General features: G+C 72.0%; 21 protein-coding genes. 16 read left to right on the top strand and 5 right to left on the bottom strand.

All coding sequences use genetic code 11. The annotated features are described in order from the left end of the window. Positions 1-22: 22 nt before the first annotated feature. Positions 23-838, top strand: a complete 816-nt coding sequence (locus tag ACWCP6_RS34070; protein ID WP_450936500.1) for a TrmH family RNA methyltransferase — start codon at positions 23-25, stop codon at positions 836-838. A gap of 67 nt (positions 839-905) precedes the next feature. On the opposite strand, the gene paaN is transcribed toward ACWCP6_RS34070, so the two are convergent. Then, positions 906-2,597, bottom strand: a complete 1,692-nt coding sequence (paaN, locus tag ACWCP6_RS34065; RefSeq protein WP_450936499.1) for a phenylacetic acid degradation protein PaaN — start codon at positions 2,595-2,597, stop codon at positions 906-908. 148 nt (positions 2,598-2,745) lie between these two features. Between paaN and ACWCP6_RS34060 the strand changes: the two genes are divergently transcribed. Both ACWCP6_RS34060 and ACWCP6_RS34055 read left to right on the top strand, forming a co-directional pair. Next, complete coding sequence (locus tag ACWCP6_RS34060) at positions 2,746-4,260, top strand: 3-hydroxyacyl-CoA dehydrogenase (protein WP_450936498.1); 1,515 nt, start codon at positions 2,746-2,748, stop codon at positions 4,258-4,260. After that, complete coding sequence (locus ACWCP6_RS34055; RefSeq protein ID WP_450936497.1) at positions 4,257-4,847, top strand: TetR/AcrR family transcriptional regulator; 591 nt, start codon at positions 4,257-4,259, stop codon at positions 4,845-4,847. The genes ACWCP6_RS34060 and ACWCP6_RS34055 overlap by 4 nt, the downstream gene beginning before the upstream one ends. 270 nt (positions 4,848-5,117) lie before the next feature. On the opposite strand, the gene ACWCP6_RS34050 is transcribed toward ACWCP6_RS34055, so the two are convergent. Further along, positions 5,118-5,636, bottom strand: a complete 519-nt coding sequence (locus ACWCP6_RS34050; protein WP_450936519.1) for an Lrp/AsnC family transcriptional regulator — start codon at positions 5,634-5,636, stop codon at positions 5,118-5,120. Between the two features lie 251 nt (positions 5,637-5,887). Here ACWCP6_RS34050 and pdhA (ACWCP6_RS34045) point away from each other — a divergent pair, with 251 nt between their 5' ends. The 9 genes from pdhA (ACWCP6_RS34045) (at position 5,888) to ACWCP6_RS34005 (ending at position 16,182) form a co-directional block, all read left to right on the top strand. Continuing rightward, a complete protein-coding gene (gene pdhA, locus ACWCP6_RS34045) occupies positions 5,888-7,024 on the top strand; it encodes a pyruvate dehydrogenase (acetyl-transferring) E1 component subunit alpha (RefSeq protein ID WP_450936518.1) in 1,137 nt (378 codons plus the stop codon). Further along, positions 7,021-8,031 (top strand): alpha-ketoacid dehydrogenase subunit beta, encoded by a 1,011-nt coding sequence (locus ACWCP6_RS34040; protein WP_450936496.1) that lies wholly within the window; start codon positions 7,021-7,023, stop codon positions 8,029-8,031. Before pdhA (ACWCP6_RS34045) ends, ACWCP6_RS34040 begins: the two co-directional genes overlap by 4 nt. Beyond that, entirely contained in the window at positions 8,031-9,479 is a 1,449-nt protein-coding gene (locus ACWCP6_RS34035) for a dihydrolipoamide acetyltransferase family protein (RefSeq protein WP_450936495.1), read from the top strand. The genes ACWCP6_RS34040 and ACWCP6_RS34035 overlap by 1 nt, the downstream gene beginning before the upstream one ends. A gap of 135 nt (positions 9,480-9,614) precedes the next feature. Continuing rightward, positions 9,615-10,517: an NTP transferase domain-containing protein gene (locus ACWCP6_RS34030; RefSeq protein ID WP_450936494.1), complete on the top strand. Its 903-nt coding sequence runs from the start codon at positions 9,615-9,617 to the stop codon at positions 10,515-10,517. Beyond that, entirely contained in the window at positions 10,514-12,259 is a 1,746-nt protein-coding gene (locus ACWCP6_RS34025) for a molybdopterin molybdotransferase MoeA (protein ID WP_450936493.1), read from the top strand. The genes ACWCP6_RS34030 and ACWCP6_RS34025 overlap by 4 nt, the downstream gene beginning before the upstream one ends. After that, on the top strand, positions 12,247-13,329 hold the full coding sequence (locus ACWCP6_RS34020; RefSeq protein WP_450936492.1) for a potassium channel family protein: 1,083 nt from the start codon (positions 12,247-12,249) through the stop codon (positions 13,327-13,329). The genes ACWCP6_RS34025 and ACWCP6_RS34020 overlap by 13 nt, the downstream gene beginning before the upstream one ends. 122 nt (positions 13,330-13,451) lie before the next feature. Beyond that, positions 13,452-14,456: an NAD(P)H-quinone oxidoreductase gene (locus ACWCP6_RS34015; protein ID WP_450936491.1), complete on the top strand. Its 1,005-nt coding sequence runs from the start codon at positions 13,452-13,454 to the stop codon at positions 14,454-14,456. Positions 14,457-14,812: 356 nt separating this feature from the next. Further along, a complete protein-coding gene (locus tag ACWCP6_RS34010; RefSeq protein WP_450936490.1) occupies positions 14,813-15,523 on the top strand; it encodes a hypothetical protein in 711 nt (236 codons plus the stop codon). 116 nt (positions 15,524-15,639) lie between these two features. Then, complete coding sequence (locus ACWCP6_RS34005) at positions 15,640-16,182, top strand: bacterial proteasome activator family protein (RefSeq protein ID WP_450936489.1); 543 nt, start codon at positions 15,640-15,642, stop codon at positions 16,180-16,182. A gap of 106 nt (positions 16,183-16,288) precedes the next feature. Here ACWCP6_RS34005 and ACWCP6_RS34000 read toward each other — a convergent pair whose 3' ends face one another. Next, complete coding sequence (locus tag ACWCP6_RS34000) at positions 16,289-17,902, bottom strand: protein kinase domain-containing protein (protein ID WP_450936488.1); 1,614 nt, start codon at positions 17,900-17,902, stop codon at positions 16,289-16,291. A 328-nt stretch (positions 17,903-18,230) separates the two neighbouring features. Here ACWCP6_RS34000 and ACWCP6_RS33995 point away from each other — a divergent pair, with 328 nt between their 5' ends. Next, on the top strand, positions 18,231-19,796 hold the full coding sequence (locus ACWCP6_RS33995; protein WP_450936487.1) for a protein kinase domain-containing protein: 1,566 nt from the start codon (positions 18,231-18,233) through the stop codon (positions 19,794-19,796). 81 nt (positions 19,797-19,877) lie between these two features. On the opposite strand, the gene ACWCP6_RS33990 is transcribed toward ACWCP6_RS33995, so the two are convergent. Beyond that, complete coding sequence (locus ACWCP6_RS33990) at positions 19,878-20,876, bottom strand: phosphotransferase (protein ID WP_450936486.1); 999 nt, start codon at positions 20,874-20,876, stop codon at positions 19,878-19,880. Positions 20,877-21,266: 390 nt separating this feature from the next. Next, positions 21,267-21,926: a response regulator gene (locus ACWCP6_RS33985; RefSeq protein ID WP_450936485.1), complete on the bottom strand. Its 660-nt coding sequence runs from the start codon at positions 21,924-21,926 to the stop codon at positions 21,267-21,269. Between the two features lie 385 nt (positions 21,927-22,311). On the opposite strand from ACWCP6_RS33985, the gene pdhA (ACWCP6_RS33980) reads away from it, so the two are divergent. From pdhA (ACWCP6_RS33980) to ACWCP6_RS33970, 3 genes are all read left to right on the top strand, one after another. Continuing rightward, positions 22,312-23,460 carry a pyruvate dehydrogenase (acetyl-transferring) E1 component subunit alpha gene (gene pdhA, locus ACWCP6_RS33980; RefSeq protein ID WP_450936484.1) on the top strand — a complete coding sequence of 383 codons (1,149 nt, stop codon included), beginning with the start codon at positions 22,312-22,314 and terminating at the stop codon, positions 23,458-23,460. A 2-nt stretch (positions 23,461-23,462) separates the two neighbouring features. Further along, positions 23,463-24,443 carry an alpha-ketoacid dehydrogenase subunit beta gene (locus ACWCP6_RS33975; protein WP_450936483.1) on the top strand — a complete coding sequence of 327 codons (981 nt, stop codon included), beginning with the start codon at positions 23,463-23,465 and terminating at the stop codon, positions 24,441-24,443. 10 nt (positions 24,444-24,453) lie between these two features. Then, the coding region (locus ACWCP6_RS33970) for a biotin/lipoyl-containing protein (RefSeq protein ID WP_450936482.1) at positions 24,454-24,894 on the top strand (441 nt) is incomplete at its 3' end.

Raw genomic sequence — 24,894 nt, 5'->3', positions numbered from 1 at the left:
CGGCGCACGTAGGCTGCACGGCATGAGCGCGACGCAGGCCCACGACCCGGACGACACGAACCGCGCGGTGCGCACCTGGCGCGCGCTCGCCGACTCGTCGGTGCTGCTGGACGGCTTCCACGCGCTCAAGCACGCCGTACGCTTCGGCGCCCGCGTGCCCGTGGCCCTCACCGGCGACCGGGCGTCGGCGCTCGCGCTGGCCGACGATCTCGCCCCGGATCTGAGGGCGCCGCTGGGCGACCTCCTCGTGGAGGTTCCCGAGGACATGCTCCGTGCCCTGGTCCCGCGGCTGCACCCCACGAATGTCGCCGCGCTGGCGGTCCGTCCCTCCCGCGCCGCCAATCTGGAGGCACTGGCGCGCATGCCCCGCCAGGCGCCCGTGGTCGTCCTCGACAACCCCCGCAATCTCGGCAATGCCGGTGCCGTCATCCGCCTCGCGGCGGGCTTCGGGGCGACGGGCGTGATCACCACGGGCACGCTCGACCCCTGGCATCCGACGGTCGTGCGCGGTGGGGCGGGCCTGCACTTCGCGACGGCCGTGGAGCGCCTGGACGTCGCCGAGCTGCCCCCGGGGCCCGTGTTCGCGCTCGACGCGGGAGGGGAGGACATTCGCGGGCTCGTGATCCCCGGCGACGCCGTGCTCGCCTTCGGCTCCGAGCGCAGCGGCCTCTCCCCCGAACTCCGCAAGCGGGCCGACCACTTGGTGTCCCTGCCGATGCGGCCGCAGGTGTCCAGCTACAACCTGGCGACGAGCGTGGCGATGACCCTCTTCCACTGGTCGGCGGGCCCCGCCGGGTCCGTCCCCCTGCCGGGGAACGGACCCCTGACGGGCCACTAGCCACGGAGAGCGTGTCCCCGCCCAGGTGTCACCGAGGCCCGCGAGCCGCCCCGATGCCTGCTGCGGCTCACGCCTCCCGGCGGACCTCCACCACCCGGAACCGGTTCGCCACGAACGCACCGTCGCACAGGGCCGCGTTCGCCGCCGGGTTGCCGCCCGAACCGTGGAAGTCGGAGAAGGCGGCCGTCTGGTTGACGTACACCCCGCCGGTGAGGTTGAGGGAGAGCTGGGCGCACTCCTCCAGGCAGGCGTCCTCGACGGCGCCGGCCACCTCGTCCGAGGTCGTGTACGCGCCGACCGTCATCGCGCCCTTCTCGCGCACCGTGCGGCGCAGCAGCTCCACGGCGTCCGACGCGGAGTCCACGGACACGGCGAACGAGACCGGGCCGAAGCACTCGCTCAGGTAGGCGGCGTCCGCGTCCGGCTTCGTGCCGTCGAGCTTCACGATCACCGGGGTGCGGACCACGGCGTCGGGGAACTCCGGGTTGGCGACCTCGCGCGAGGCGAGGGCGACCTCGCCGAGGCCGGGGGCGGCCTCCAGCCGGGCCTTCACATCGGGGTTGACCAGGGCGCCCAGCAGTGCGTTGGCGCGCGCGTCGTCGCCGAGCAGACTGCCCACGGCCGCCGCCAGGTCGGACACGACCTCGTCGAAGGACTTGTCGCCCGCGTCGGTGGAGATGCCGTCGCGCGGGATGAGCAGGTTCTGCGGCGTCGTGCACATCTGGCCGCTGTACAGGGACAGCGAGAACGCCAGGTTGGACAGCATGCCCTTGTAGTCGTCGGTCGAGTCGATCACGACCGTGTTGACGCCGGCCTTCTCGGTGTAGACCTGCGCCTGTCGGGCGTTGGCCTCCAGCCAGTCGCCGAAGGACGTCGACCCCGTGTAGTCGATGATCCTGATCTCGGGGCGTACGGCGAGCTCCTTGGCGATGCCCTCGCCGGGGCGCTCGGCGGCGAGCGCCACCAGGTTCCGGTCGAAGCCCGCCTCGGCGAGCACCTCCCGCGCCACCTGCACCGTGAGCGCCAGCGGCAGCACCGCGCGCGGGTGGGGCTTGACCAGGACCGGGTTGCCCGTGGCGAGGGAGGCGAACAGGCCCGGGTAGCCGTTCCACGTCGGGAAGGTGTTGCAGCCGATCAGCAGCGCGATGCCGCGGGCCACGGGTGTGAACTGCTTGTGCAGCTCCAGCGGGTCCCGCTTGCCCTGGGGCTTCGACCAGTCCGCGGCGCCCGGGGTGCGCATCTGCTCCTCGTACGCGTACGCCACCGCCTCCATGCCGCGGTCCTGCGCGTGCGGGCCGCCCGCCTGGAACGCCATCATGAAGGCCTGGCCGCTGGTGTGCATCACGGCGTGGGCGAACTCGTGCGTCCGGGCGCTGATCCGGGACAGGATCTCCAGACAGACGGCGGCGCGGGCCTCGGGGCCCGCTTCGCGCCAGGCACGCATGCCCGCGCGCATGGCCGGCAGCAGGACGTCGATGTCCGGACGCGGGTAGGTGACACCCAGCGCCGGGCCGTACGGCGAGGTTTCGCCGCCCGTCCAGTCGTCGGTGCCGGGCTGGCCGAGGTCGAGGCGGGTGTTCAGCAGGGCGTCGAAGGCGGCCTTGCCGTCCGCGGCGCTCACGCTGCCGTTCTCGCCGTAGGCCTTGGGGTGCTCGGGGTGGGGGGACCAGTACGCGCGGGTGCGGATCGCCTTCAGCGCCTGGTCGAGGGTGGGCCGGTGCTTCTCGATCAGCTGGGACGCGGTGAGTTCGGCGGCCATCAGGGACCAACTCCTCCTCGGGTCGGATCTTCGTCGATCCGGCGAGCTGGGCAGGAACAGGCGGACAGGGTTAGAGTAACCGAACGATCGGTCGGGACAAGGGGGTCCGCTGAACGTGTGGACAACCCCGTGCGGGAGGATCGCGAGCATGACAGGACTCGACCTCAGCAGCCCCGTGGCCGTCGTCGGCACCGGCACCATGGGTCAGGGCATCGCCCAGGTCGCACTGGTCGCGGGCCATCCGGTGCGGTTGTACGACACCGTGCCGGGCCGTGCCGAATCGGCCGCATCCACGATCTCCGCCCGTCTCGACCGGCTCGTCGAGAAGGGCCGCATCGGCGCAGCGGACCGGGACGCCGCGACCGCGCGGCTGACAGCCGCCGGGAGCCTCGCCGAGCTCGCCGGGTCGGGCCTCGTCGTGGAGGCGGTGCTGGAGCGCCTCGACGTGAAGCAGCAGCTCTTCCGTGATCTCGAGGACGTCGTCGACGACGACTGCCTCCTCGCCACCAACACCTCGTCCCTGTCCGTCACCGCCATCGGCGGCGTGCTCCGCGCGCCCGGGCGATTCGTCGGGCTGCACTTCTTCAACCCGGCGCCCCTGCTCCCCCTCGTCGAGGTCGTCTCGGGCTTCGCCACGGACGCCGCGTCGGCCACGAGCGCGTACGAAACGGCCCGCGCGTGGGGCAAGACGCCCGTCGCCTGCGCCGACACCCCCGGCTTCATCGTCAACCGGATCGCCCGGCCGTTCTACGCGGAGGCCTTCACGGTCCACGAGAACCGGGGCGCCGACCCGGCGACGGTCGACGCCGTCCTGCGGGAGTCCGGCGGCTTCAGAATGGGCGCCTTCGAGCTGACCGACCTGATCGGGCAGGACGTCAACGAAGCGGTCACCCACTCCGTCTGGGAGGCCTTCTTCCAGGACGTGAAGTTCACCCCCTCGCTCGCCCAGCGCCGGCTGGTCCAGTCCGGCATGCACGGCCGCAAGACCGGCCGCGGCTGGTACGCGTACGGCGACGGCGCCGCCCGTCCCGAGCCGCACACCGCGAAACCCGGGGAACCGCCCGCCCACGTCGTCGTGGAGGGCGGCCTGGAGCCCGTTCCCGAGCTGCTCGACCTCATCCGCGAGGCGGGCATCACGGTGCGCGAGGCGGAGGAGGCCGACGGCACCCGGCTGGTGCTGCCCAGTGGCGGCCGGCTCGCGCTCACGGACGGACGGACCTCGGTGGAGTCCGGCGACGTCGTCCACTTCGACCTCGCGCTCGACTACCGTGCGGCGACCCGCGTCGCCCTGTCCGCCTCGTCGGCCACCGGACCGCAGACCCTGAAGGAGGCCGTCGGCCTCTTCCAGGCGCTCGGCAAGGACGTCAGCGTCATAGCCGACATACCCGGCATGATCGTCGCGCGCACGGTGGCACGCCTGATCGACCTGGCGCACGACGCCGTCGCGAAGGGGGTGGCCACCGAGGAGGACATCGACACGGCGATGCGCCTCGGCGTCAACTACCCTCTGGGTCCCCTCGAATGGAGCCGCAGGCTCGGCCGGACCTGGGCGCTGGATCTCCTGGAGAAGCTGCACCGGCGCGATCCCTCGGGGCGCTACGCCCCCTCGCTCGCGCTCCACCGGAACTCGTACGCGTCCGAGAACCGGGAGTCGGCCTCATGACCACCGCCAAGCGTGACACCTACACGCCGGACTCACTGCTCGCCGTCGCGGTCACCGTCTTCAACGAACGCGGCTACGACGGCACCTCCATGGAGCACCTCTCCAAGGCCGCGGGCATCTCCAAGTCGTCGATCTACCACCATGTCGCAGGCAAGGAGGAACTGCTGCGGCGCGCCGTCAGCAGGGCCCTCGACGGGCTCTTCGGCATTCTCGCCGAGGAGCCCGCGCGCGTGGGGCGCGCCGCCGAGCGTCTGGAGCACGTCACGCGACGCATGGTCGAGGTGCTGATCGCCGAACTGCCCTACGTCACCCTGCTGCTCAGGGTGCGCGGCAACACGGACACCGAACGCTGGGCGCTGGAACGGCGCCGCGACTTCGACCACCGGGTGGCCGATCTGATGAAGGCGGCCGCAGCCGACGGCGACGTCCGCGGCGACATCGAGGTCAGGCTCGCGACCCGGCTCGTCTTCGGAATGATCAACTCCGTTGTGGAGTGGTACCGGCCGGACGGCCGCGGCGCCGGTGAGCGCGAGGTCGCCGAGGCCGTCGTGCGGCTGGTCTTCGGGGGGCTCCGCGAGGCGGAGTGACCGGGGCGGCCCGGGGCCGGGTCCTGCCGCGCGTCAGCGCCTGTGCGCCGGCGGACCGGTTCCGTCGCGCCTGCGCCCGTGCGCCGGTGGACCGCGCCCGTCGGGCTGCCGGCCTGTCGGGCCCCTGGGCCCGTACGTCGGCGGTCCGGGTCCCGTCGGGTCTCCCCGTCCGTGCGTCAGAGGGTCACGCGCCCCTCAGGGTCCCCGAGCCTGTCAGGGCCGGGCCCGTACGTCCGCGGGCCGGGTGCGCCCGCCCACCGGCCCCGGGCTTCAGTCCTCCGTCTCCAGGTCGTCCTCCTCGAAGACCAGGAGCGTCCGCGTGCTGAGCACCTCGGGAATGGCCTGGAGGCGGGTGAGCACCAGCTCCCGCAGGGCCCTGTTGTCCGGCGTGTGCACGAGCAGCAGCACGTCGAAGTCTCCGCTGACCAGGGCGATGTGGGACGCGCCCGGCAGTGCCCGCAGCTGTTCGCGCACGGTGCGCCAGGAGTTCTGGACGATCTTCAGCGTGATGTAGGCGGACGCACCCTGGCCGGCGCGTTCATGGTCCACCCTGGCCCCGAAGCCGCGGATCACGCCGTCGTCGATGAGCCGGTTGATACGGGCGTATGCGTTGGCGCGCGAGACGTGCACCCGTTCGGCGACGGACCGGATCGACGCCCGGCCGTCCGTCTGGAGCATCTGAAGAATGTCCCGGTCTATGGCGTCCAGCGGGCGCGCAGGGGCCTCGGGGCGCACGTCGGGCCCGCCGGCGGCCTGCTGGATGCCGATCCCGTCGCCGTCGTCGGCCATTCGTTCAGATGCCATGTCCCCCCGCCTCCCTACCATGGACGTACTGCGTCCATACCAAGCTGTGGAGAACCGTTTGTCCACAGCCTTGCGGTGCCTGTAGCCAAAATGTGCCGACGACCGAACAATCGGTAGGGAGAGGCGCCTCACACGCCGCGCCTCGGTCGCTCCCACGAGGAGACCTCCCCGGAATCCCGCCGGGGAACCCCCAGTACGAGGAGGTGCACGCGGTGAAGAGGCACAGCACGCAGGTCATGGAGCAGCGGGACGGCTACCGTCCGACCCCGCCCCCCGCCTGGAAGCCCCGTATCGACCCCGCGCCGCTGCTGCCCGACGCGGAGCCGTACCGCGTGCTGGGCACCGAGGCCGCCGCCAAGGCCGACCCCGGGCTGCTGCGCCGTCTGTACACGGAGCTGGTGCGCGGTCGCCGGTACAACGTGCAGGCGACGGCCCTGACCAAGCAGGGGCGGCTCGCTGTCTACCCGTCGAGCACCGGCCAGGAGGCCTGCGAGGTCGCCGCCGCACTGGTCCTCCAGGAGCAGGACTGGCTGTTCCCCAGCTACCGCGACACGCTCGCCGCCGTGGCCCGCGGCGTCGACCCGGTGCAGGCCCTGACGCTGCTGCGCGGTGACTGGCACACCGGGTACGACCCGTACGAGCACCGCGTGGCCCCCCTGTGCACCCCGCTCGCCACCCAGCTTCCGCACGCCGTGGGCCTCGCGCACGCCGCACGGTTGAAGGGCGACGACGTGGTCGCCCTCGCCATGGTCGGCGACGGCGGCACCAGCGAGGGCGACTTCCACGAGGCACTGAACTTCGCCGCCGTATGGCAGGCCCCCGTCGTCTTCCTGGTGCAGAACAACGGCTTCGCGATCTCGGTGCCGTTGGCCAAGCAGACCGCCGCGCCGTCGCTTGCCCACAAGGCCGTCGGCTACGGCATGCCGGGCCGCCTGGTCGACGGCAATGACGCGGCCGCGGTGCACGAGGTGCTGAGCGACGCGGTGCGGCACGCACGCAACGGAGGCGGGCCGACCCTCGTGGAGGCGGTGACGTACCGCATCGACGCCCACACCAACGCCGACGACGCCACCCGCTACCGCGGCGATTCCGAGGTGGAGGCCTGGCGGGCCCACGACCCGATCGCCCTGCTGGAGCACGAGTTGACCGAGCGCGGACTGCTCGACGAAGCCGGCATACAGGCCGCGCGGGACGATGCCGAGCGGATGGCGGCGGATCTGCGCGAGCACATGAACCAGGACCCCTCGCTCGAGCCGATGGACCTGTTCACGCAGGTGTTCGCCGAGCAGACCGCACAACTGCGCGAGCAGGCCGCCCAGTTGCGCGCCGAGCTCGTGGCGTCCGAGGACGAGCCGGAAGGAACCGGACGATGAGCACCGTCGCAGCGAAGGCCAAGCCGGCCACCATGGCGCAGGCCCTCGGCCGCGCGATGCGGGACGCCATGGCCGAGGACCCCTCGGTGCATGTGATGGGGGAGGACGTCGGCACCCTCGGCGGCGTCTTCCGGATCACCGACGGGCTCGCCAAGGAGTTCGGCGACGACCGGTGCACGGACACACCGCTCGCCGAGGCGGGCATCCTGGGCACCGCCGTCGGCATGGCCATGTACGGGCTGCGTCCCGTCGTGGAGATGCAGTTCGACGCCTTCGCCTACCCCGCCTTCGAACAACTGATCTCGCATGTGGCGCGGATGCGCAACCGCACCCGGGGCGCCATGCCGATGCCCATCACCGTCCGCGTGCCCTACGGCGGCGGGATCGGCGGTGTGGAGCACCACAGCGATTCCTCCGAGGCGTACTACATGGCGACTCCGGGACTCCATGTCGTCACGCCCGCGACGGTCGCCGACGCCTACGGGCTGCTGCGGGCGGCCATAGCCTCCGACGACCCGGTGGTCTTCCTGGAGCCCAAGCGGCTGTACTGGTCCAAGGCCGACTGGAACCCCGAGCAGCCGCAGGCCGTCGAGCCGATCGGCCGCGCGGTGGTCAGGCGTCCGGGCCGCAGCGCCACGCTCATCACGTACGGGCCGTCCCTGCCCGTCTGCATGGAGGCGGCCGAGGCCGCACAGGCCGAGGGGTGGGACCTCGAAGTCGTCGATCTGCGCTCGCTGGTGCCGTTCGACGACGAGACGGTGTGCGCCTCCGTGCGACGGACCGGGCGCGCGGTCGTGGTCCACGAGTCCAACGGGTTCGGCGGTCCGGGAGGGGAGATCGCCGCGCGGGTCACCGAGCGCTGTTTCCACCACCTGGAGGCGCCGGTGCTGCGGGTCGCCGGGTTCGACATCCCGTATCCGCCGCCGATGCTGGAGCGTCACCATCTGCCGGGCGTCGACCGGATCCTGGACGCGGTGGCGCGACTGCAGTGGGAGGCGGAGAGCTGATGGCGCAGGTATTGGAGTTCACGCTGCCCGACCTCGGCGAGGGGCTGACCGAGGCCGAGATCGTCCGCTGGCTCGTGCAGGTGGGTGATGTCGTCGCGATCGACCAGCCGGTGGTCGAGGTGGAGACCGCCAAGGCGATGGTCGAGGTCCCCTGCCCCTACGGCGGCGTGGTGACGGCCCGCTTCGGCGAAGAGGGCACGGAACTCCCCGTGGGAGCACCGCTGTTGACCGTCGCCGTCGGGGAGCCCGCCGAGACCGTGGGAGCGTCCGCGGACGCCCCCGCCGCACCCGGCGTGAACGGCGACGCGGGCGAGGAGACATCCGGGAACGTATTGGTGGGCTACGGCACCGGCGCCGCGCCGGCCAGGCGCCGCAGGGTACGCCCCGCGAGCCTGGCGAACGGATCCCAGGGAGCGGCGACGGGTGCCGTGCGGTCCGCCGGATCCGCGAAGCAGACGGTGGCCCCGCCCCCGGGCGCCCCCGTTCCGTCGGCCCGCCCGCAGACCACGGGTCCCGTGCCGGTGATCTCGCCGCTCGTGCGGAAACTGGCACGCGAGAACGGCCTGGACCTGCGCCAGGTGGCGGGCACGGGCCGGGACGGGCTCATCCTGCGGGCCGACGTCGAGCAGGCGATGCTGGCCCGGACCGCCCCCTCGACGGCCCCGCTCGGTGCGGCAACGCCCCGGACGGCAGCGCACGCGACCGCCGGGCCCGCAGCCGCGGGCGCCGCCTCCGCCGGGCGCGGTGGCGCCGCGGCAACCGGGACGCGCATCCCGTTGCGGGGCGTCCGGGGAGCCGTCGCCGACAAGCTGACGCGCAGCCGCCGGGAGATCCCCGACGCCACCTGCTGGGTGGACGCCGACGCCACGGAGTTGATGAACACACGGGCGGCCATGAACGCCGCGGGCGGACCGAAGATCTCCGTCCTGGCACTGCTCGCCCGTATCTGCACCGCGGCCCTGGCCCGCTACCCGGAGCTCAACTCCACGGTCGACATGGAGGCCCGCGAGATCGTCCGGCTGGACGGCGTGCACCTCGGGTTCGCCGCACAGACCGAGCGAGGGCTGGTCGTGCCCGTCGTCCGGGACGCGCATACGCGGGACGTGGAGTCGCTGACCGCCGAGTTCGCGCGGCTGACCGAGTCGGCGCGGGCGGGCACCCTGACCCCGGCCGAACTCACCGGGGGCACCTTCACCTTGAACAACTACGGCGTGTTCGGGGTCGACGGCTCCACACCGATCATCAACCACCCCGAGGCGGCCATGCTCGGCGTCGGCCGGATCGTGCCCAAGCCCTGGGTCCACCGGGGAGAGCTGGCGGTGCGCCAGGTCGTGCAGCTCTCGCTCACCTTCGATCACCGGGTGTGCGACGGCGGTACGGCAGGCGGCTTCCTGCGCTACGTCGCGGACTGCGTGGAACAGCCGGCGGTGCTGCTGCGCACGCTGTGACACCGCCCTCACACGCCGCCCCACGGAACCCGCCGGCCACGGCGCGATCCGTGGGGCGGCCTGTGACGGACATCGCGTCGCCGGCCACCCCCCGATCGGGGTGGTGCTGATCTATCGGGCGCCCATACTCGGGGGATGACCGCGTACGCGCCCGAGGACCAGGTGGGGGGCCGGTCCGCCGCGCCCGTGTTCGACGCAGTCGTGCTCGCCGGAGGCGCCGCCAGACGGCTCGGCGGCGCGGACAAGCCCGGCCTCAGGGTCGGCGGCCGTGCCCTGCTCGACCGTGTGCTCGCCGCCTGTTCGGACGCGGCCACCACCGTCGTGGTCGCCGGGCGCAGACCCACCCCACGCACGGTCGTCTGGGCGCGCGAGAACCCGCCCGGCGCGGGGCCCCTCGCCGCACTCGACGCCGGGCTGCGCCACACCTCGGCGGACCGCGTCGTCGTCCTCTCCGCCGATCTGCCGTTCCTGCACGCCGACACCGTGCACCGGCTGCTCGCCGCGCTCACGGCGGGCCGCGCCGACGGCGCCCTGCTCACCGACCCCGGTGGGCGCGACCAGCCTCTCGTCGCCGCCTACCGGAGCGAGCCGCTGCGCCGGGAGATCGCCCTGCTCGCGGCCGAGCACGGAAATCTCACCGGCCTGCCGCTGCGGCTGCTCACGGCGGAGCTCGACCTGACCCGCATCACCGACCCCGTCGCGTCGTTCGACTGCGACACCTGGGAGGACATCGCCGTCGCCCGGGCACGCATCAGGGAGCATGGGCACGTGTTGGATGAATGGATTTCCGCAGTCAAGGACGAGCTGGGCATCGACCTGGACGTCGACACCGGGGTCCTGCTCGACCTCGCCCGCGACGCCGCGCACTCGGTCGCCAGGCCCGCAGCGCCACTGACGACCTTCCTCGTCGGATACGCCGCCGCGCGGGCCGGGGGCGGCCCCGAGGCCGTGGCCGATGCGGCACGCAAGGCGGCGGCGCTCGCGCTGAGGTGGGCCGAGGAGGACCGGTCCGACGCCCGACCGGACGATGCCGGATGACCGGGCACCCGGGGCGGCCCGGCCGGGCCGCCGACCACACCGGCGTCCCCGGCGCCCTGGCCTCGGCCCTCCCGCTCGCCGATGCCGTCCGCGCCGACGAGGACCTCGCCGTCGACGACGCCCTGGCGCTCGCCCGTGAGGGGCGCGCGGACGGTCCGGCATGGCGGTCGCCCGTCCGCGCACCCCACGCACGGCACAGTGGCCCTCGGCCGAACTCCGCGTCGTCCGAGCCCGCGGGCTCCTCCGAGGACCCCTCGTCGGCAGGGGACCGCGCCCGCCCCGCCCCTTCAGGGTCCCGGCACTCGGACAGCCCCGAGGGTTTCCCGGCGAGTGCCCGGCAGGGCCGTGCCGACGCGCAGGGCAATGCCGAGAACGCCGAGAACGCCGAGAACGGCGAGAACGGCGAGAACGCCGAGAACGGCGAGAACGCCGAAAACGGCGAGAACGGCGACAAAGGGAAGGCGTCCACGAAGAACCGCGGTCACAGAGCCACCCCCTGGCCCGAGGCCCGCGCCGTCGCCGAACGGGCAGCCCGCGCGCGCACCCCGCGCACGCCCGTACGCGTACCGCTCGACGCGGCGCTCGGTCTGGTGCTCGCCGCACCGTTGACCGCGCTCACCGATCTGCCGTCCTTCGACACCTCCGCCATGGACGGTTGGGCCGTCTCGGGGCCGGGCCCCTGGCACGTGCACGCCCAGGGGATCCTCGCGGGCCATGCGCCGCCCCCGCCGCTCGCGGACGGCGAGGCGGTGCGCATCGCCACCGGCGCCCGGGTGCCGCAGGAGGCCACGGCCGTCCTGCGCAGCGAACACGGCCATATCGACAGCAAGGGCCGTCTGCACCTCGGCTTCCCCCGGGCTCTCGACTCCGCTGGAGCAGGGGGGACCCCCACCGTCGTGCACGGCCAGGACATCCGCCCGCGCGGCCAGGAGTGCCACACGGGCGATCAGTTGCTGCCACCCGGTGCCCTGGTCACGCCCGCGGTACTCGGCCTGGCGGCCGCCGCCGGGTACGACACGCTGCTCACCGTTCCGCGCCCCCGCACCGAAGTCTTTGTGCTGGGAGACGAGTTGCTCAGCGAGGGCCTGCCGCACGAGGGGCTGATCCGGGACGCGCTCGGCCCCATGCTGCCGCCGTGGCTGAGGTCGTTCGGCGCGGAGGTCATCGCGGTACGCCGCCTCGGCGACACCCAGGACGCGCTGTACGAGGCGGTCGCGGCGTCCGAGGCCGACCTGGTCGTCACGACCGGCGGCACCGCGGGCGGCCCCGTCGACCATGTGCACCCCATGCTGGGGCGCCTGGGCGCGGAACTCCTCGTGGACGGCGTCAAGGTCCGCCCGGGCCACCCGATGCTGCTGGCGCGCACCGGGGAGAACCAGCACCTGGTCGGACTGCCGGGCAATCCGCTCGCCGCCGTCTCCGGTCTGCTCACCCTGGCCGAGCCGGTGCTGCGCACTCTCGCGGGCCGCCGTGCCCCGGAGACGTACACCGCCCCCGTGCGGGAGGAGGTCCACGGGCACCCGTACGACACCCGGCTCGTTCCCGTCGTCCTGCGCGACGACCGGGCCGTGCCGCTGCACTACAACGGGCCGGCGATGCTGCGGAGTGTGGCGGTTGCCGATGGTCTCGCGGTCGTGCCGCCCGGCGGAGCCCGGTCCGGGCAGGAACTGGACATCCTCGACCTGCCCTGGTCGCTACCCGGGAACGGGGTGTTGCCGGGAAGCGGGGAGTGTTTCACGTGAAACAGTCGGTCCGGGACGCGATGGCCCGGCAGGCCGACGAACACCTGGTCACCCATCGGGTGAAACTGCCGCGGCGAGCCGTCCAACGACCGATCAGGCAGGTCAGCAGACGGGTGCTGCTCGCCCTGCTGGTGCTCGTCGCCACGGCGCTCATCGTGTTTGCGGATGCCGGTGGCTACCGGGACGCCGCTGACGGCAAGGTGGGCCTGCTGGACTCCTTCTACTACGCCACCGTCACGCTCTCCACCACCGGATACGGCGACATCACCCCGGTCAGCGACGCCGCCCGGCTCACCAACATCTTCGTGATCACGCCGCTGCGCGTGCTCTTTCTGATCATCCTGGTCGGTACGACTCTCGAAGTGCTCACCGAGCGCACCCGGGACGAATGGCGGCTGAATCGCTGGAGGTCGGCCTTGCGTGAGCACACCGTGGTCGTCGGATACGGCACCAAGGGGCGCTCCGCGCTTCAGACGGTCCGTGCGACGGGGCTGAGGAAGGAACAGGTGGTCGTCGTCGACCCCGACGAGAAGGCGATCGAGGCGGCTTCCGCGGAGGGGTATGTGGGCGTGGTCGGTGATGCCACTCGCACCGGCGTACTGCTGCACGCCGAGGTGCAGAAGGCGCGCCAGATCATCATCGCGACGCAGCGCGACGACACGGCAGTCCTGGTGACGCTCACGGCCCGACAGCTGAACCGGGGAGCGAAGATCGTGGCTGCCGTGCGGGAGGAGGAGAACGCGCCGTTGCTCGCACAGTCCGGCGCGGACTCGGTGATCACGAGCTCCAGCGCGGCCGGGCGGCTGCTGGGGCTTGCGGTGCTCAGCCCCAGCGCCAGCCGGGTGCTGGAGGACCTCATCCAGCAGGGCAGCGGGCTCGATCTCGTCGAACGGCCCGTGACCAGGGCCGAGGTGGGCCGTGGGACGCGGGAGACCGACGACCTGGTGGTGAGCGTCGTACGAGGGCATCGCGTGCTCGCCTACGACGATCCGGGGGCCGCGCCCCTGGAGTTGACGGATCGGTTGATCACGATCGTGCGGGCGGTACCGAACGCTTCCCGTGGGGTGTGAGCCCGCCCTTCTGCCGGGTGTGAGCCCGCCGTTCCGCGGGGTGCGCGCCCGCCGGCCGGCCGCCGTCGATCCGGGCGGGCCGGCAGCGTGGGAGTGAGGGCCGCGCGGAGTAGCCTCGCGGCATGCATGCGATCACGATTCCGGAACCTGGCGGACCCGAAGCGCTCGTGTGGACGGAGGCGCCCGATCCTGTGCCCGGCGAGGGCGAAGTGCTGGTCGACGTGGTGGCCAGCGCCGTCAACCGAGCCGATCTGTTGCAGCGGCAGGGCTTCTACGATCCGCCGCCCGGGGCGTCCCCCTACCCCGGTCTGGAGTGCTCCGGACGGATCGCCGCCCTGGGCCCCGGCGTCTCCGGATGGGCCGTCGGCGACGAGGTGTGCGCACTGCTCTCCGGCGGCGGGTACGCCGAGAAGGTCGCCGTGCCCGCCGGTCAGTTGCTACCGGTACCGGAGAACACGGACCTGGTGGAAGCGGCCGCGCTGCCCGAGGTGACGTGCACCGTCTGGTCGAACGTGTTCATGATCGCCCACCTGCGGCCGGCCGAGACGCTGCTGGTGCACGGCGGGGCGAGCGGTATCGGCACGATGGCCATCCAGCTCGCCAAGGCGGTCGGCGCGAAGATCGCCGTCACGGCCGGCGGCAAGGAGAAGCTGGAACGCTGCGCCGAGCTGGGCGCGGACGTCCTCATCGACTACCGCGAGCAGGACTTCGTCGAGGAGGTCCGCTCGGCGACCGACGGTGCGGGCGCGGACGTCATCCTCGACATCATCGGCGCGAAGTACCTGGACCGGAATGTGCGCACCCTCGCGGTCAACGGCCGGCTCGCGATCATCGGGATGCAGGGCGGCATCAAGGGCGAGCTGAACATCGCGACGCTGCTCAACAAGCGAGGCGCGATCACGGCGACCTCGCTGCGGGGTCGGCCCCTCGCCGAGAAGGCGGCGATCGTGGCGGCCGTTCGGGAGCACGTGTGGCCGCTGATCGGTGGCGGGCATGTCCGGCCGATCGTCGACCGGGTGCTGCCGATGAACGAGGCGCCGCAGGCGCACCGGGTGGTGGAGGAGAGCGGGCACGTGGGGAAGGTGCTGCTCGTCACGCCCGGCGCGCAGGCGGCCCGCGGAGCCTGAACGGCGCCGGGCCTCAACCCCGCCCCGCCCCCGGCGGTGGGCTCACCGGGGGCGGAGGTGGTCCGGACGGGTGAACAGGCCCCGAGGAGCCGGTCGGCCCGCAGCCTCACCCGCAGGCCGTCCGTGGGCTCGGCGCCCAGGGCCAGGTGAGGCGGGCCGGGAGGCCGAATCCGTCGCGGGCGGGCGGTGGCGCGGAGGCCCCCCGGTGAGGTGAGGCGGCAAGCTTCCGCCCTGGGCGGGCCGTCGGGATCCCAACAGTCAAGATGCCGGAATTCACGAGCCATGTGACGCTTATTCCGTTGATCTTGCTTTTCGGATCTTGGCGACTCGGCTCGACCCGGAGGGGGGTCACCGACGTGACTCCACGGCCTGGGCCCCGCGTGTTCCGCGGGGCCGCACCACTGTTGATCGGCGCCGCCCTGCTGCTTCCGGCACCCGGCCTGCCCACCCATCTGTCCCGTCTGCTCCTGCCGCACGTCCCGCTCGCCCACGCGGCGGAGCCCGGGCCGGTGCGCACGGTGCCGGGGCCCGGTCCGGGGCCGATCGTTGCGGCGACGCCCGAGGAGTCCCGGGCGGGCACCCGGCCGGGTGAGGGGCATGACCGCCCCGGGCGGGACGAGCCGTCGCCCCCCGGCAAGGGCGACGACGTGCCGACGTACACGGACCAGGACCCCCCGAAGACCCCGTCGCCGTCGAAGAGCAAGCAGCCCAAGCCCTCGGACCCGTCCTCGCGGAGCGCGGACCCGCCGCGGTCGGCGTCTCCCTCCGAGACGTCCGACCACCCCAAGCGCCACCGGCAGAGCCAGCCCCACCGGCACTCCGAGGCCGACTCCCCGCCCTGGGACGACTCCCCGGACGACTCGTCCGACGAGGCCACGCCCAGCCCGACGCCGACACCCACGCCGTCGCAGTCCACGTCCCCCGCGCCGCAGGCGGCGGGCAGCACCAGGGAGCAGACCGCCGGCAGCGCCGCCGACCAGGCGTTCCAGCCGCTGCCGCTGGGCACCGGACTGGTCCTCATCGGCCTGGGCCTGGCCTTCCTGGCGCTGAGGCTGCGCCGCGGCTGACCGGAATTTGGACATCGCACCCTGTTTGTACAGTGCGTGCGCACCCGTGCACGGTGGATCACCGTCAAGCGGGGGCACCACCGAGGTGACACGTACGGGTGCGAGAGAATGGCGGCATGGAGATGCCGAGGAACGAAAGGTCACCGGAGAACCCGCACGTCCTGGTCGTGGGCCAGGACGGTATGGCGATCGGTGGCGGTGGAGACGAGGACTCCCGCGAGGTGCCGGTGACCGAGATGGTGGAACAGCCCGCCAAGGTCATGCGCATCGGCAGCATGATCAAGCAACTGCTGGAAGAGGTGCGCGTCGCGCCTCTCGACGAGGCGAGCAGGCAGCGTCTCAAGGAGATCCACGCGAGTTCGGTGAAGGAGCTCGAGGACGGGCTCGCGCCGGAGCTCGTGGAGGAACTGGAGCGGCTCTCCCTTCCGTTCACGGACGACGTCGTTCCGAGCGAATCGGAACTGCGCATTGCGCAGGCCCAGTTGGTGGGCTGGCTGGAGGGTCTCTTCCACGGGATCCAGACCACGCTGTTCGCCCAGCAGATGGCGGCGCGCGCCCAGCTCGAACAGATGCGCCGTGCGCTGCCGCCGGGCATGGGTGCCCTTGACGACGAGGACGTACAGCGCAACGCGGGCCGTTCCGGGGGGCCGTACCTGTAAGCAGGCCGACCCGGCGCAGCCGTGAGGAAAAGGGGCCCGGCCACGCAGCGTGCGTGGCCGGGCCCCTTCTTCACGTCGTGCTCCGGACGGAGCTCCGGTCATCCGGTCAGGACGGGTTGCCGGTGGAGATGTTCAGCTGGATCTCGCCGGGGTCCTTCGGGTCGACGGCCGTGTCGGCCTTGGGGAACTGATCCATGATCGTGTCCTGGCCGTAGGTGTTCTCGTCGACCTTGTTGAGCTTGTAGTGCCAGCCCGCCGCCTGAAGGCAGGACCGCACCGAGTCCCAGTTCTTGAAGACGAAGTCGGGCAGCTCGATCTTCTTCTCGTCGTCGTACGACTTGGTGGGCTCCGTGCATTCCGTCGTTTCCATCGTCTTCGTCTTGTCCGGCCCGCGGAAGCCGGGCTTCTTCGACGCGGAGTGGCTCGCCTGGGCGCCGCCCTTGTTGCCACCGCCGCCGCTGTTCAGCGTCAGCGCCGTGATCAGTCCGCCGATGGCGACGAGGGCCACGACGATCGAGCCGACGACGACCGGCATGCTGGACTTCTTGCCGCCGCCGGAGGAGCCGACCGAGGTCTGCTGCGGGGAGATCGTGTACGGCGGCGGGGTGGCCGCCTGCGGGGCGTACGGGCCCGGGGCAGGCGTCTGGTAGCCGCCCTGCTGCGGGTAGCCGTAGCCGCCCATCGGTGCGGTCGGGGCGCCGTAGGGCCCCGGCTGGTAGGGCGCCTGGACGGGGCCCGTGGGCGCCTGGGTCGACTGGTCGACCGGCGGGAAGACCGCCGAGCTCACACCCGCACCGCTCTGCGTCTGTGCCCCCGCCACGATCTGCGGCGCCGACGGCTGGAGCGACTGTGCGATCCGCAGGCACTCGTCCCGCATCGCCTCGGCGCTCGGGAAGCGCTCGTTCGGGTTCTTCTTCAGGGCGCGGGCGACCAGCGCGTCCACGGCCGGCGGCAGGGAGCGGTTGATGGAGGACGGGGCGACCGGCTCCTCCTGGACGTGCGCGTACGCGATGGCCAGCGGCGAGTCCGCCTCGAACGGCAGCCGTCCGGTGACCAGTTGGAACAGCATGATGCCGACGGAGTAGAGGTCGGAGCGGGCGTCCACGCCCCGGCCCAGGGCCTGCTCGGGCGACAGGTACTGCGGTGTGCCGACGACCATGCCGGTCTGTGTCATGGACGTCACACCGGACTGCATGGCGCGGGCGATGCCGAAGTCCATGACCTTGACGACGTTGCGCTTGGTCATCATCACGTTGCCGGGCTTGATGTCGCGGTGGACCAGGCCCATCTCGTGGCTGATCTCCAGCGCCGCCAGCACATCGGCGGTGATCTTCAGCGCCTTGTCGGCGGGCATCGCGCCGTACTGCTGGACGTCCGCGTCGAGGACGGAGCCCAGCGGCTTGCCCTCGATGTACTCCATGACGATGTACGGCGTCGTCATGCCGTCGAGATCGTCCTCGCCGGTGTCGAAGACCGAGACGATGTTCGTGTGCGTGAGCTTCGCCACAGACTGGGCTTCGCGGCGGAACCGCTCGCGGAACGCCTGCTCCCGGCCGAGCTCGGTGTGCAGTGTCTTGATCGCGACCTGACGGTCGAGCACGGAGTCGTACGCGAGATGGACCGACGCCATGCCGCCTTCGCCGAGCAGATCCCGCAGCTGATAGCGCCCGCCGGCCACCGAGCGCCCCATGTACCGGCCCTGTGCGCCGTCCTGGCTCATGTTTGTGCGTCCCCCATCGGCGCGGGCGGAAGCTGTCGCCCGCGGCCCCGCTGTCGGTGATCCATTACCGCTGTTTCCGGCCCAAGTCTGCCCGAGGGCACGGACACGTCAAGCTCGGTGCCCGTTCCGTGACCGTACGCGCAAGAAGCGTCGCGGAAGCGTTACAGGTGCGCCATGCGGGCCGTACCGGATTTGCCCGGGTGGGGCCGTGCGAGGTTGGATGGCCGGTCAATCTCGGACCGGGGGCCCGCGCGAAGGCTGTAGCGTGGCCCGACGGAGACCGTAAGACCACCGCGCAACCGCGGGCAGAAAACGACGGCGAGGACTGATGGCACAGACGCAGCGCGCTCAGGGCCCGTCCGACCCCGAGGCGACTGGCGGCGGTATGTCAGACGCGCCGGAGATGTGGGGCAACGGCGGGCTTGTCGGAGACGGCAGGTACCGGCTGACCCACAGACTCGGCCGGGGCGGCATGGCCGAGGTGTTCGCCGCCGAGGACGTACGACTCGGCCGCACGGTCGCCGTCAAGCTGCTCCGCTCCGACCTGGCCGAGGACCCCGTGTCCAAGGCGCGCTTCACGCGCGAGGCCCAGTCCGTCGCGGGACTCAACCACCATGCCGTGGTTGCGGTGTACGACTCCGGTGAGGACCAGGTCGGCCACAGCACCGTCCCGTACATCGTCATGGAGCTGGTCGAGGGCCGTACGATCCGCGACCTGCTGATCAGCGCCGAGGCCCCCGGGCCCGAGCAGGCGCTGATCATCGTCTCCGGGGTCCTCGAGGCGCTCGCCTACTCGCACCAGCACGGCATCGTGCACCGCGACATCAAGCCGGCGAACGTGATCATCACCAACTCCGGCGCGGTGAAGGTGATGGACTTCGGCATCGCGCGTGCCCTGCACGGCGCGCAGTCCACGATGACGCAGACCGGCATGGTCATGGGCACGCCCCAGTACCTGTCGCCCGAGCAGGCGCTCGGCAAGGCGGTCGACCACCGCAGCGACCTGTACGCGACCGGCTGTCTGCTCTACGAACTCCTCGCGCTGCGCCCGCCGTTCACCGGCGAGACGCCGCTGTCGGTCGTCTACCAGCACGTCCAGGACATGCCGGTGCCGCCGTCGGAGGTGTCGGACGCTGCGGCGCCGGAGCTCGACGGGCTCGTCATGCGCTCCCTCGCCAAGGACCCGGACGACCGGTTCCAGACCGCCGAGGAGATGCGCGGACTCGTCCAGTACGCGCTGCAGATGCTGTACGACCAGGGCAGCCACACCGGCGGCATCTGGAACACCGGGCTCGTCGAGATGCACGAGGGCGCGCACACGCCGGCCACCGGTCTCGCGGGCACGACCGCACTGCCGCACCCCGGTGACGCGGGCACCGCGCAGATCCCGCAGCCGATCCTGCCGTCCGTGGGCCGCGACGACGGCGGCTTCGAGGGCGGCGGCAACCGGGGCAACGGCCGCGGCAAGCTGTGGATCCTCGCCGTGCTCGCGGTGATCGCCATCGCGGCGGGCGTCGCCCTGGCGATGAACAACGCGGGCAGCCCCGGCACCGACAAGGGCAACGACCACAAGCAGACGCAGACGCACTCGAGCAAGCCCAGGAAGCCGACTAAGAGCGCCGAGGAGACGCCGAGCGACGAGGCCACGGACCCGGACACCGCTCCGACCGACGACGGCTCCGACTGGCCCTCGACCTCGGAGCCGACGGGCGGACAGCAGTCGCCCACGGACCCGACGACGGACGAGCCGACGGACCCGACGACGGATGAGCCGACGGACCCGGCCACGGACACTCCGACGGACCCGGCCACGGACGAGCCGACGGACCCCACGTCGGACGCCCCGGTGAGCCCGGACCCGACGGACGCCGGCGGGAGCGGCCCGCTCGGCTGACGGCGTCCCGGACGTCCCGCCCGGCGGACGCCGCTCGCGACGAGAACGCCCTCCCCACGCGCGGGGAGGGCGTTTTCCGTCCTACCCGGCGAACGCCTCGCGCACGGCCCCGTATTCGCGCGTCCACCAGACCACCAGCGCGGATGCGGCGGGGAATTGGGGATCGGCCCGGCGGTCGTCGCGCTCGTAGTGCCAGCGCAGCATCCAGAAGTCGTTGAGGCGCTCCCACCACACGCGGTGGACGGCGGCCGCGAGTTCGGCGGCCCCGGCGCCCGCCGCCCGGCGGTACGCCCGCGCGTAGGCCCGCACCTTCGGCAGGTCCAGGGTGCCGACGGGACGTACGAAGAAGATCACGGCGGCGCGGACGGCCTCCTCCGCGCGCGGCTGGACGCCGAGCCGGTCCCAGTCGACGATGGCGGCCGGTTCGCCGCCGCGGTAGAGCAGGTTGAACGGGTGGAAGTCGCCGTGCGTCCAGCCCACCGTGCGTGCCGCGGGCGGCCGCAGGGATGCGTACCGCTCCAGCAGGGCGCGCCGCTCCTGCAGCCGGTACCGCGCGAGTTCGTCGAAGGCGTCGGCGGGGCGGTGCCGTCGCACGCGGGCCAGCAGGTCGTCGATCACGCCGAAGGTGGCCTCCGGGTCGGCGCTCTCCTGCGGTGCCCGGGGTGCCGCCCCCACGGCCCCCATGACGCCCTCGAGGGCGGCGTGCACGCGGCCCAGGAGCGCTCCGAGGCGCCGGCACTGGACGGTGGTCAGCTGCCCCCCGTGGCGGTGCCGCCCGTCGATCCAGGGGTGCAGGGCGTAGTAGTGCCCGCCGATGACGGCGACCGTCCGTCCGTCCCTTCCGGTCAGCGGCGGGGCGACCGGGACGCCGAGGTCGGCGAGCCGCTGGGTCGCCCGGTGCTGGCGGGCGATGGCGGCCGGGTCGGCCGTCTCGGGGTCGAAGTGGTGCTTGAGGAAGTAGCGGCCGCGGGTGGTGGCGAGGCGGTAGCCGCGGTTGAGGAGGCCCTGGTCGACGGGCTCGCAGGTCAGCGGGGCTCCGGCGTCGTAGCGCGGGAGCAGGGCACCCAGCGGGGGAGGCACGCGGGAGGAGGGCGGGGGTCCGTCCTTCGCGCGCGGGGCAGGGAGGCTGAGGCAGGGTGCATATGAGCGCGGCACGCGCCAGATGTTAGGGCACCGGGCGGCGCCGGACCTGCGTCTTGTCACACAGGGCGATCGGATGACCGCATGAGGTGGCTGTGGGGCGGTCCTCGGGATACCTCCTGATCGAATCCTGAAAAGCTCCTGATACGACCCCTGGCGGGCCCCTTATGGGAATGGCATGAGTCCTTCCGGACGGCTGACCGGGAAAGCTGACCGGGAAAGGCGTCCCCGGCATGTTCCGGGATCTTGATCGTGACCGGCGCCATTCGACGAGGCCGGCATCATTCGACCAGGTCAACGCCATTCCGCGGTCGGCGCCATTCGACGAGGTCAGCGCTTTTCGGCCTGCATGCGCCCGACATACGCCGCCGCCTGCGAGCGGCGTTCCATGCCCAGCTTCGACAGCAGGCCGGAGACGTAATTCTTGATCGTTTTCTCGGCCAGGTGCAGCCGTTCACCGATGGCGCGGTTGGTGAGGCCCTCGCCGATCAGGTCGAGGATTCTGCGCTCCTGCTCGGTGAGGCTCGCGAGCCGGTCGTCGTCCCTGGCGCGGCCCCCGGTGCGCAGCCGCTCCAGGACGCTCGCGGTCGCCACCGGGTCGAGCAGGGACTTCCCGGCGGCCACGTCGCGCACGGCGGTCAGCAGCTCGGTGCCGCGGATGGCCTTCAGGACGTACCCCGAGGCGCCCGCCATGATCGCGTCGAAAAGAGCCTCGTCATCGGCGAACGAGGTCAGCATCAGGCATCTGACGGATCCGTCCCGGGAGCGGATCTCGCGGCACACCTCGACGCCGCTGCCGTCCGGGAGGCGTACGTCGAGCACGGCCACGTCGGGCCGCGTCGCCGGGATCCGTGCCAGGGCGTCGGCGGCGGTGCCGGCCTCGCCGACCACCTCGATGTCCTGCTCGACGGAGAGCAGCTCGTGGACGCCGCGCCGGACCACCTCATGGTCGTCCAGAAGAAATACCCTGATTTTTACCACTTCGCGCACGGAGTCAGTCTCACACATGATCTAGGAGGACGCTTTCGGCGGCTCTTCCCCGCGCCGGGGTGGCCGGGATAACGTGCCGATGTTCCGGCCACTTGCAAAGGTCCGCACCAGTGCTGTGACCAGCGACTGTTCCCCACTTCGCGGTTTTACTTGGAAATCCAAGCAAAATTGCAGGTCAGGTGGGGTTTCACAGTTATGGGAAGCTCTGGGTAACGTGCCTTTTGCAGGGCGCTCGCCGGGGCACCTGTCACGCCTGTTCCCGGCCGAGTCGCACCCACCCCGTGCGCGTGTAGGGACCAGGCGAGCCTCCCCCGGGCTCTCGAGGAGCAGGGGGACCCCCACGGTTCCCGGCGACCCCGGGGGCCGGAACGACGGAGGAGCACACGTGACCGTGGAGAGCACTGCCGCGCGCAAGCCGCGCAAGCGCACCGCTGCGAAAAAGCCACCGGGCGCCCAGCACGACCTCGTCCAGCTGCTGACCCCGGAGGGCGAGCGGGTCAAGAGCGCTGAGTACGACGCGTACGTCGCCGACATCACGCCCGAGGAGCTGCGCGGGCTGTACCGGGACATGGTGCTGACCCGCCGCTTCGACGCCGAGGCCACCGCCCTGCAGCGCCAGGGCGAGCTCGGTCTGTGGGCGTCGCTGCTCGGCCAGGAGGCCGCGCAGATCGGCTCGGGCCGCGCGACCCGCGAGGACGACTACGTCTTCCCGACCTACCGCGAGCACGGGGTGGCGTGGTGCCGCGGGGTCGACCCGACGAACCTGCTGGGCATGTTCCGCGGCGTGAACAACGGCGGCTGGGACCCCAACAGCAACAACTTCCACCTGTACACGATCGTCATCGGCTCGCAGGCCCTGCACGCCACCGGCTATGCCATGGGCATCGCCAAGGACGGCGCGGACTCGGCCGTGATCGCGTACTTCGGTGACGGTGCCTCCAGCCAGGGCGACGTCGCCGAGTCGTTCACCTTCTCCGCGGTCTACAACGCCCCCGTCGTGTTCTTCTGCCAGAACAACCAGTGGGCGATCTCCGAGCCCACCGAGAAGCAGACCCGTGTGCCGCTCTACCAGCGCGCACAGGGCTACGGCTTCCCCGGCGTCCGTGTCGACGGCAACGACGTCCTCGCCTGCCTCGCCGTGACGAAGTGGGCCCTGGAGCGGGCCCGCCGCGGCGAGGGCCCGACCCTCGTCGAGGCGTTCACCTACCGCATGGGCGCGCACACCACCTCCGACGACCCGACCCGGTACCGCGCCGACGAGGAGCGCGAGGCATGGGAGGCCAAGGACCCGATCCTGCGCCTTCGCCGGTACCTGGAGGCCTCGAACCACGCGGACGAGAAGTTCTTCGCGGAACTCGAAGCGGAGAGCGAAGCGTTGGGCAAGCGAGTGCGGGAGGTGGTGCGGGCCATGCCCGACCCGGACCACTTCGCGATCTTCGAGAACGTGTACGCGGACGGGCACGCCCTCGTGGACGAGGAGCGCGCTCAGTTCGCCGCCTACCAGGCGTCGTTCGCGGACGGAGAGGTCAAGTAGCCATGGCCGTACAGAAGTTGCCCCTCGCCAAGGCGATCAACGAATCGCTGCGCAAGGCCCTCGAGACCGACCCGAAGGTCGTCATCATGGGTGAGGACGTCGGCAAGCTCGGCGGCGTCTTCCGTGTGACCGACGGACTGCAGAAGGACTTCGGCGAGGACCGCGTCATCGACACGCCGCTGGCCGAGTCCGGCATCGTCGGCACCGCGATCGGCCTCGCGCTGCGCGGCTACCGCCCGGTCGTGGAGATCCAGTTCGACGGCTTCGTCTTCCCTGCGTACGACCAGATCGTCACCCAGCTCGCCAAGATGCACGCGCGGGCGCTCGGCAAGATCAAGCTGCCGGTCGTCATCCGCATCCCCTACGGCGGCGGCATCGGCGCGGTCGAGCACCACAGCGAGTCGCCCGAGGCGCTGTTCGCGCACGTCGCGGGCCTGAAGGTGGTCTCCCCGTCGAACTCGTCCGACGCCTACTGGATGATGCAGCAGGCCATCCAGAGCGACGACCCGGTGATCTTCTTCGAGCCGAAGCGGCGCTACTGGGACAAGGGCGAGGTCGACCCCGAGGCTATTCCCGCCCCGCTGCACAAGGCGCGCGTCGCGCGCGAGGGCACCGATGTGACCCTCGTGGCGTACGGCCCGATGGTGAAGGTCTGCCTGGAGGCGGCGGCCGCCGCCGAGGAGGAGGGCCGGTCGCTGGAGGTCGTCGACCTCCGGTCGCTCTCGCCCGTCGACTTCGACACCGTCCAGGCGTCGGCGGAGAAGACCGGCCGCCTGATCGTGGTGCACGAGGCCCCCGTGTTCCTCGGCACCGGCGCGGAGATCGCCGCGCGCATCACGGAGCGGTCCTTCTACCACCTCGAGGCCCCGGTGCTGCGGGTCGGCGGGTACCACGCGCCGTATCCACCGGCGCGGCTGGAGGAGGAGTACCTGCCAGGGCTCGACCGAGTGCTCGACGCCGTCGACCGCTCGCTGGCGTACTGAGGAGAGGGTCGTGACGACGATGACAGAGGCGTCCGTGCGCGAGTTCAAGATGCCCGACGTCGGCGAAGGACTGACCGAGGCCGAGATCCTCAAGTGGTACGTCCAGCCCGGTGACTTCGTCACCGACGGGCAGATCGTGTGCGAGGTCGAGACGGCCAAGGCGGCGGTGGAGCTGCCGATCCCGTGGGACGGGGTCGTCCGGGAGCTCCGGTTCCCCGAGGGCACGACGGTCGACGTCGGCCAGGTGATCATCTCCGTCGGTGTCGGTGGTGAGCCCGGGGACACGGCCGCGCCGGAGGCTCCGGCCGAGGTCCCGGCCCCGGCACCGGAGGAGAGCGAGCCGCAGGGCCGGCAGCCCGTCCTGGTCGGGTACGGCGTCGCCCAGGGTTCGACCAAGCGCCGGCCCAGGAAGGACCGGCCGGCACCGGCCGCGCCCACCGCGCCCCCGGCC

The sequence above is a fragment of the Streptomyces sp. NPDC002004 genome, assembly GCF_053593975.1.
Note: the sequence above shows the minus strand (reverse complement) of the source record. Positions and strands in the feature narration are given on the sequence as shown.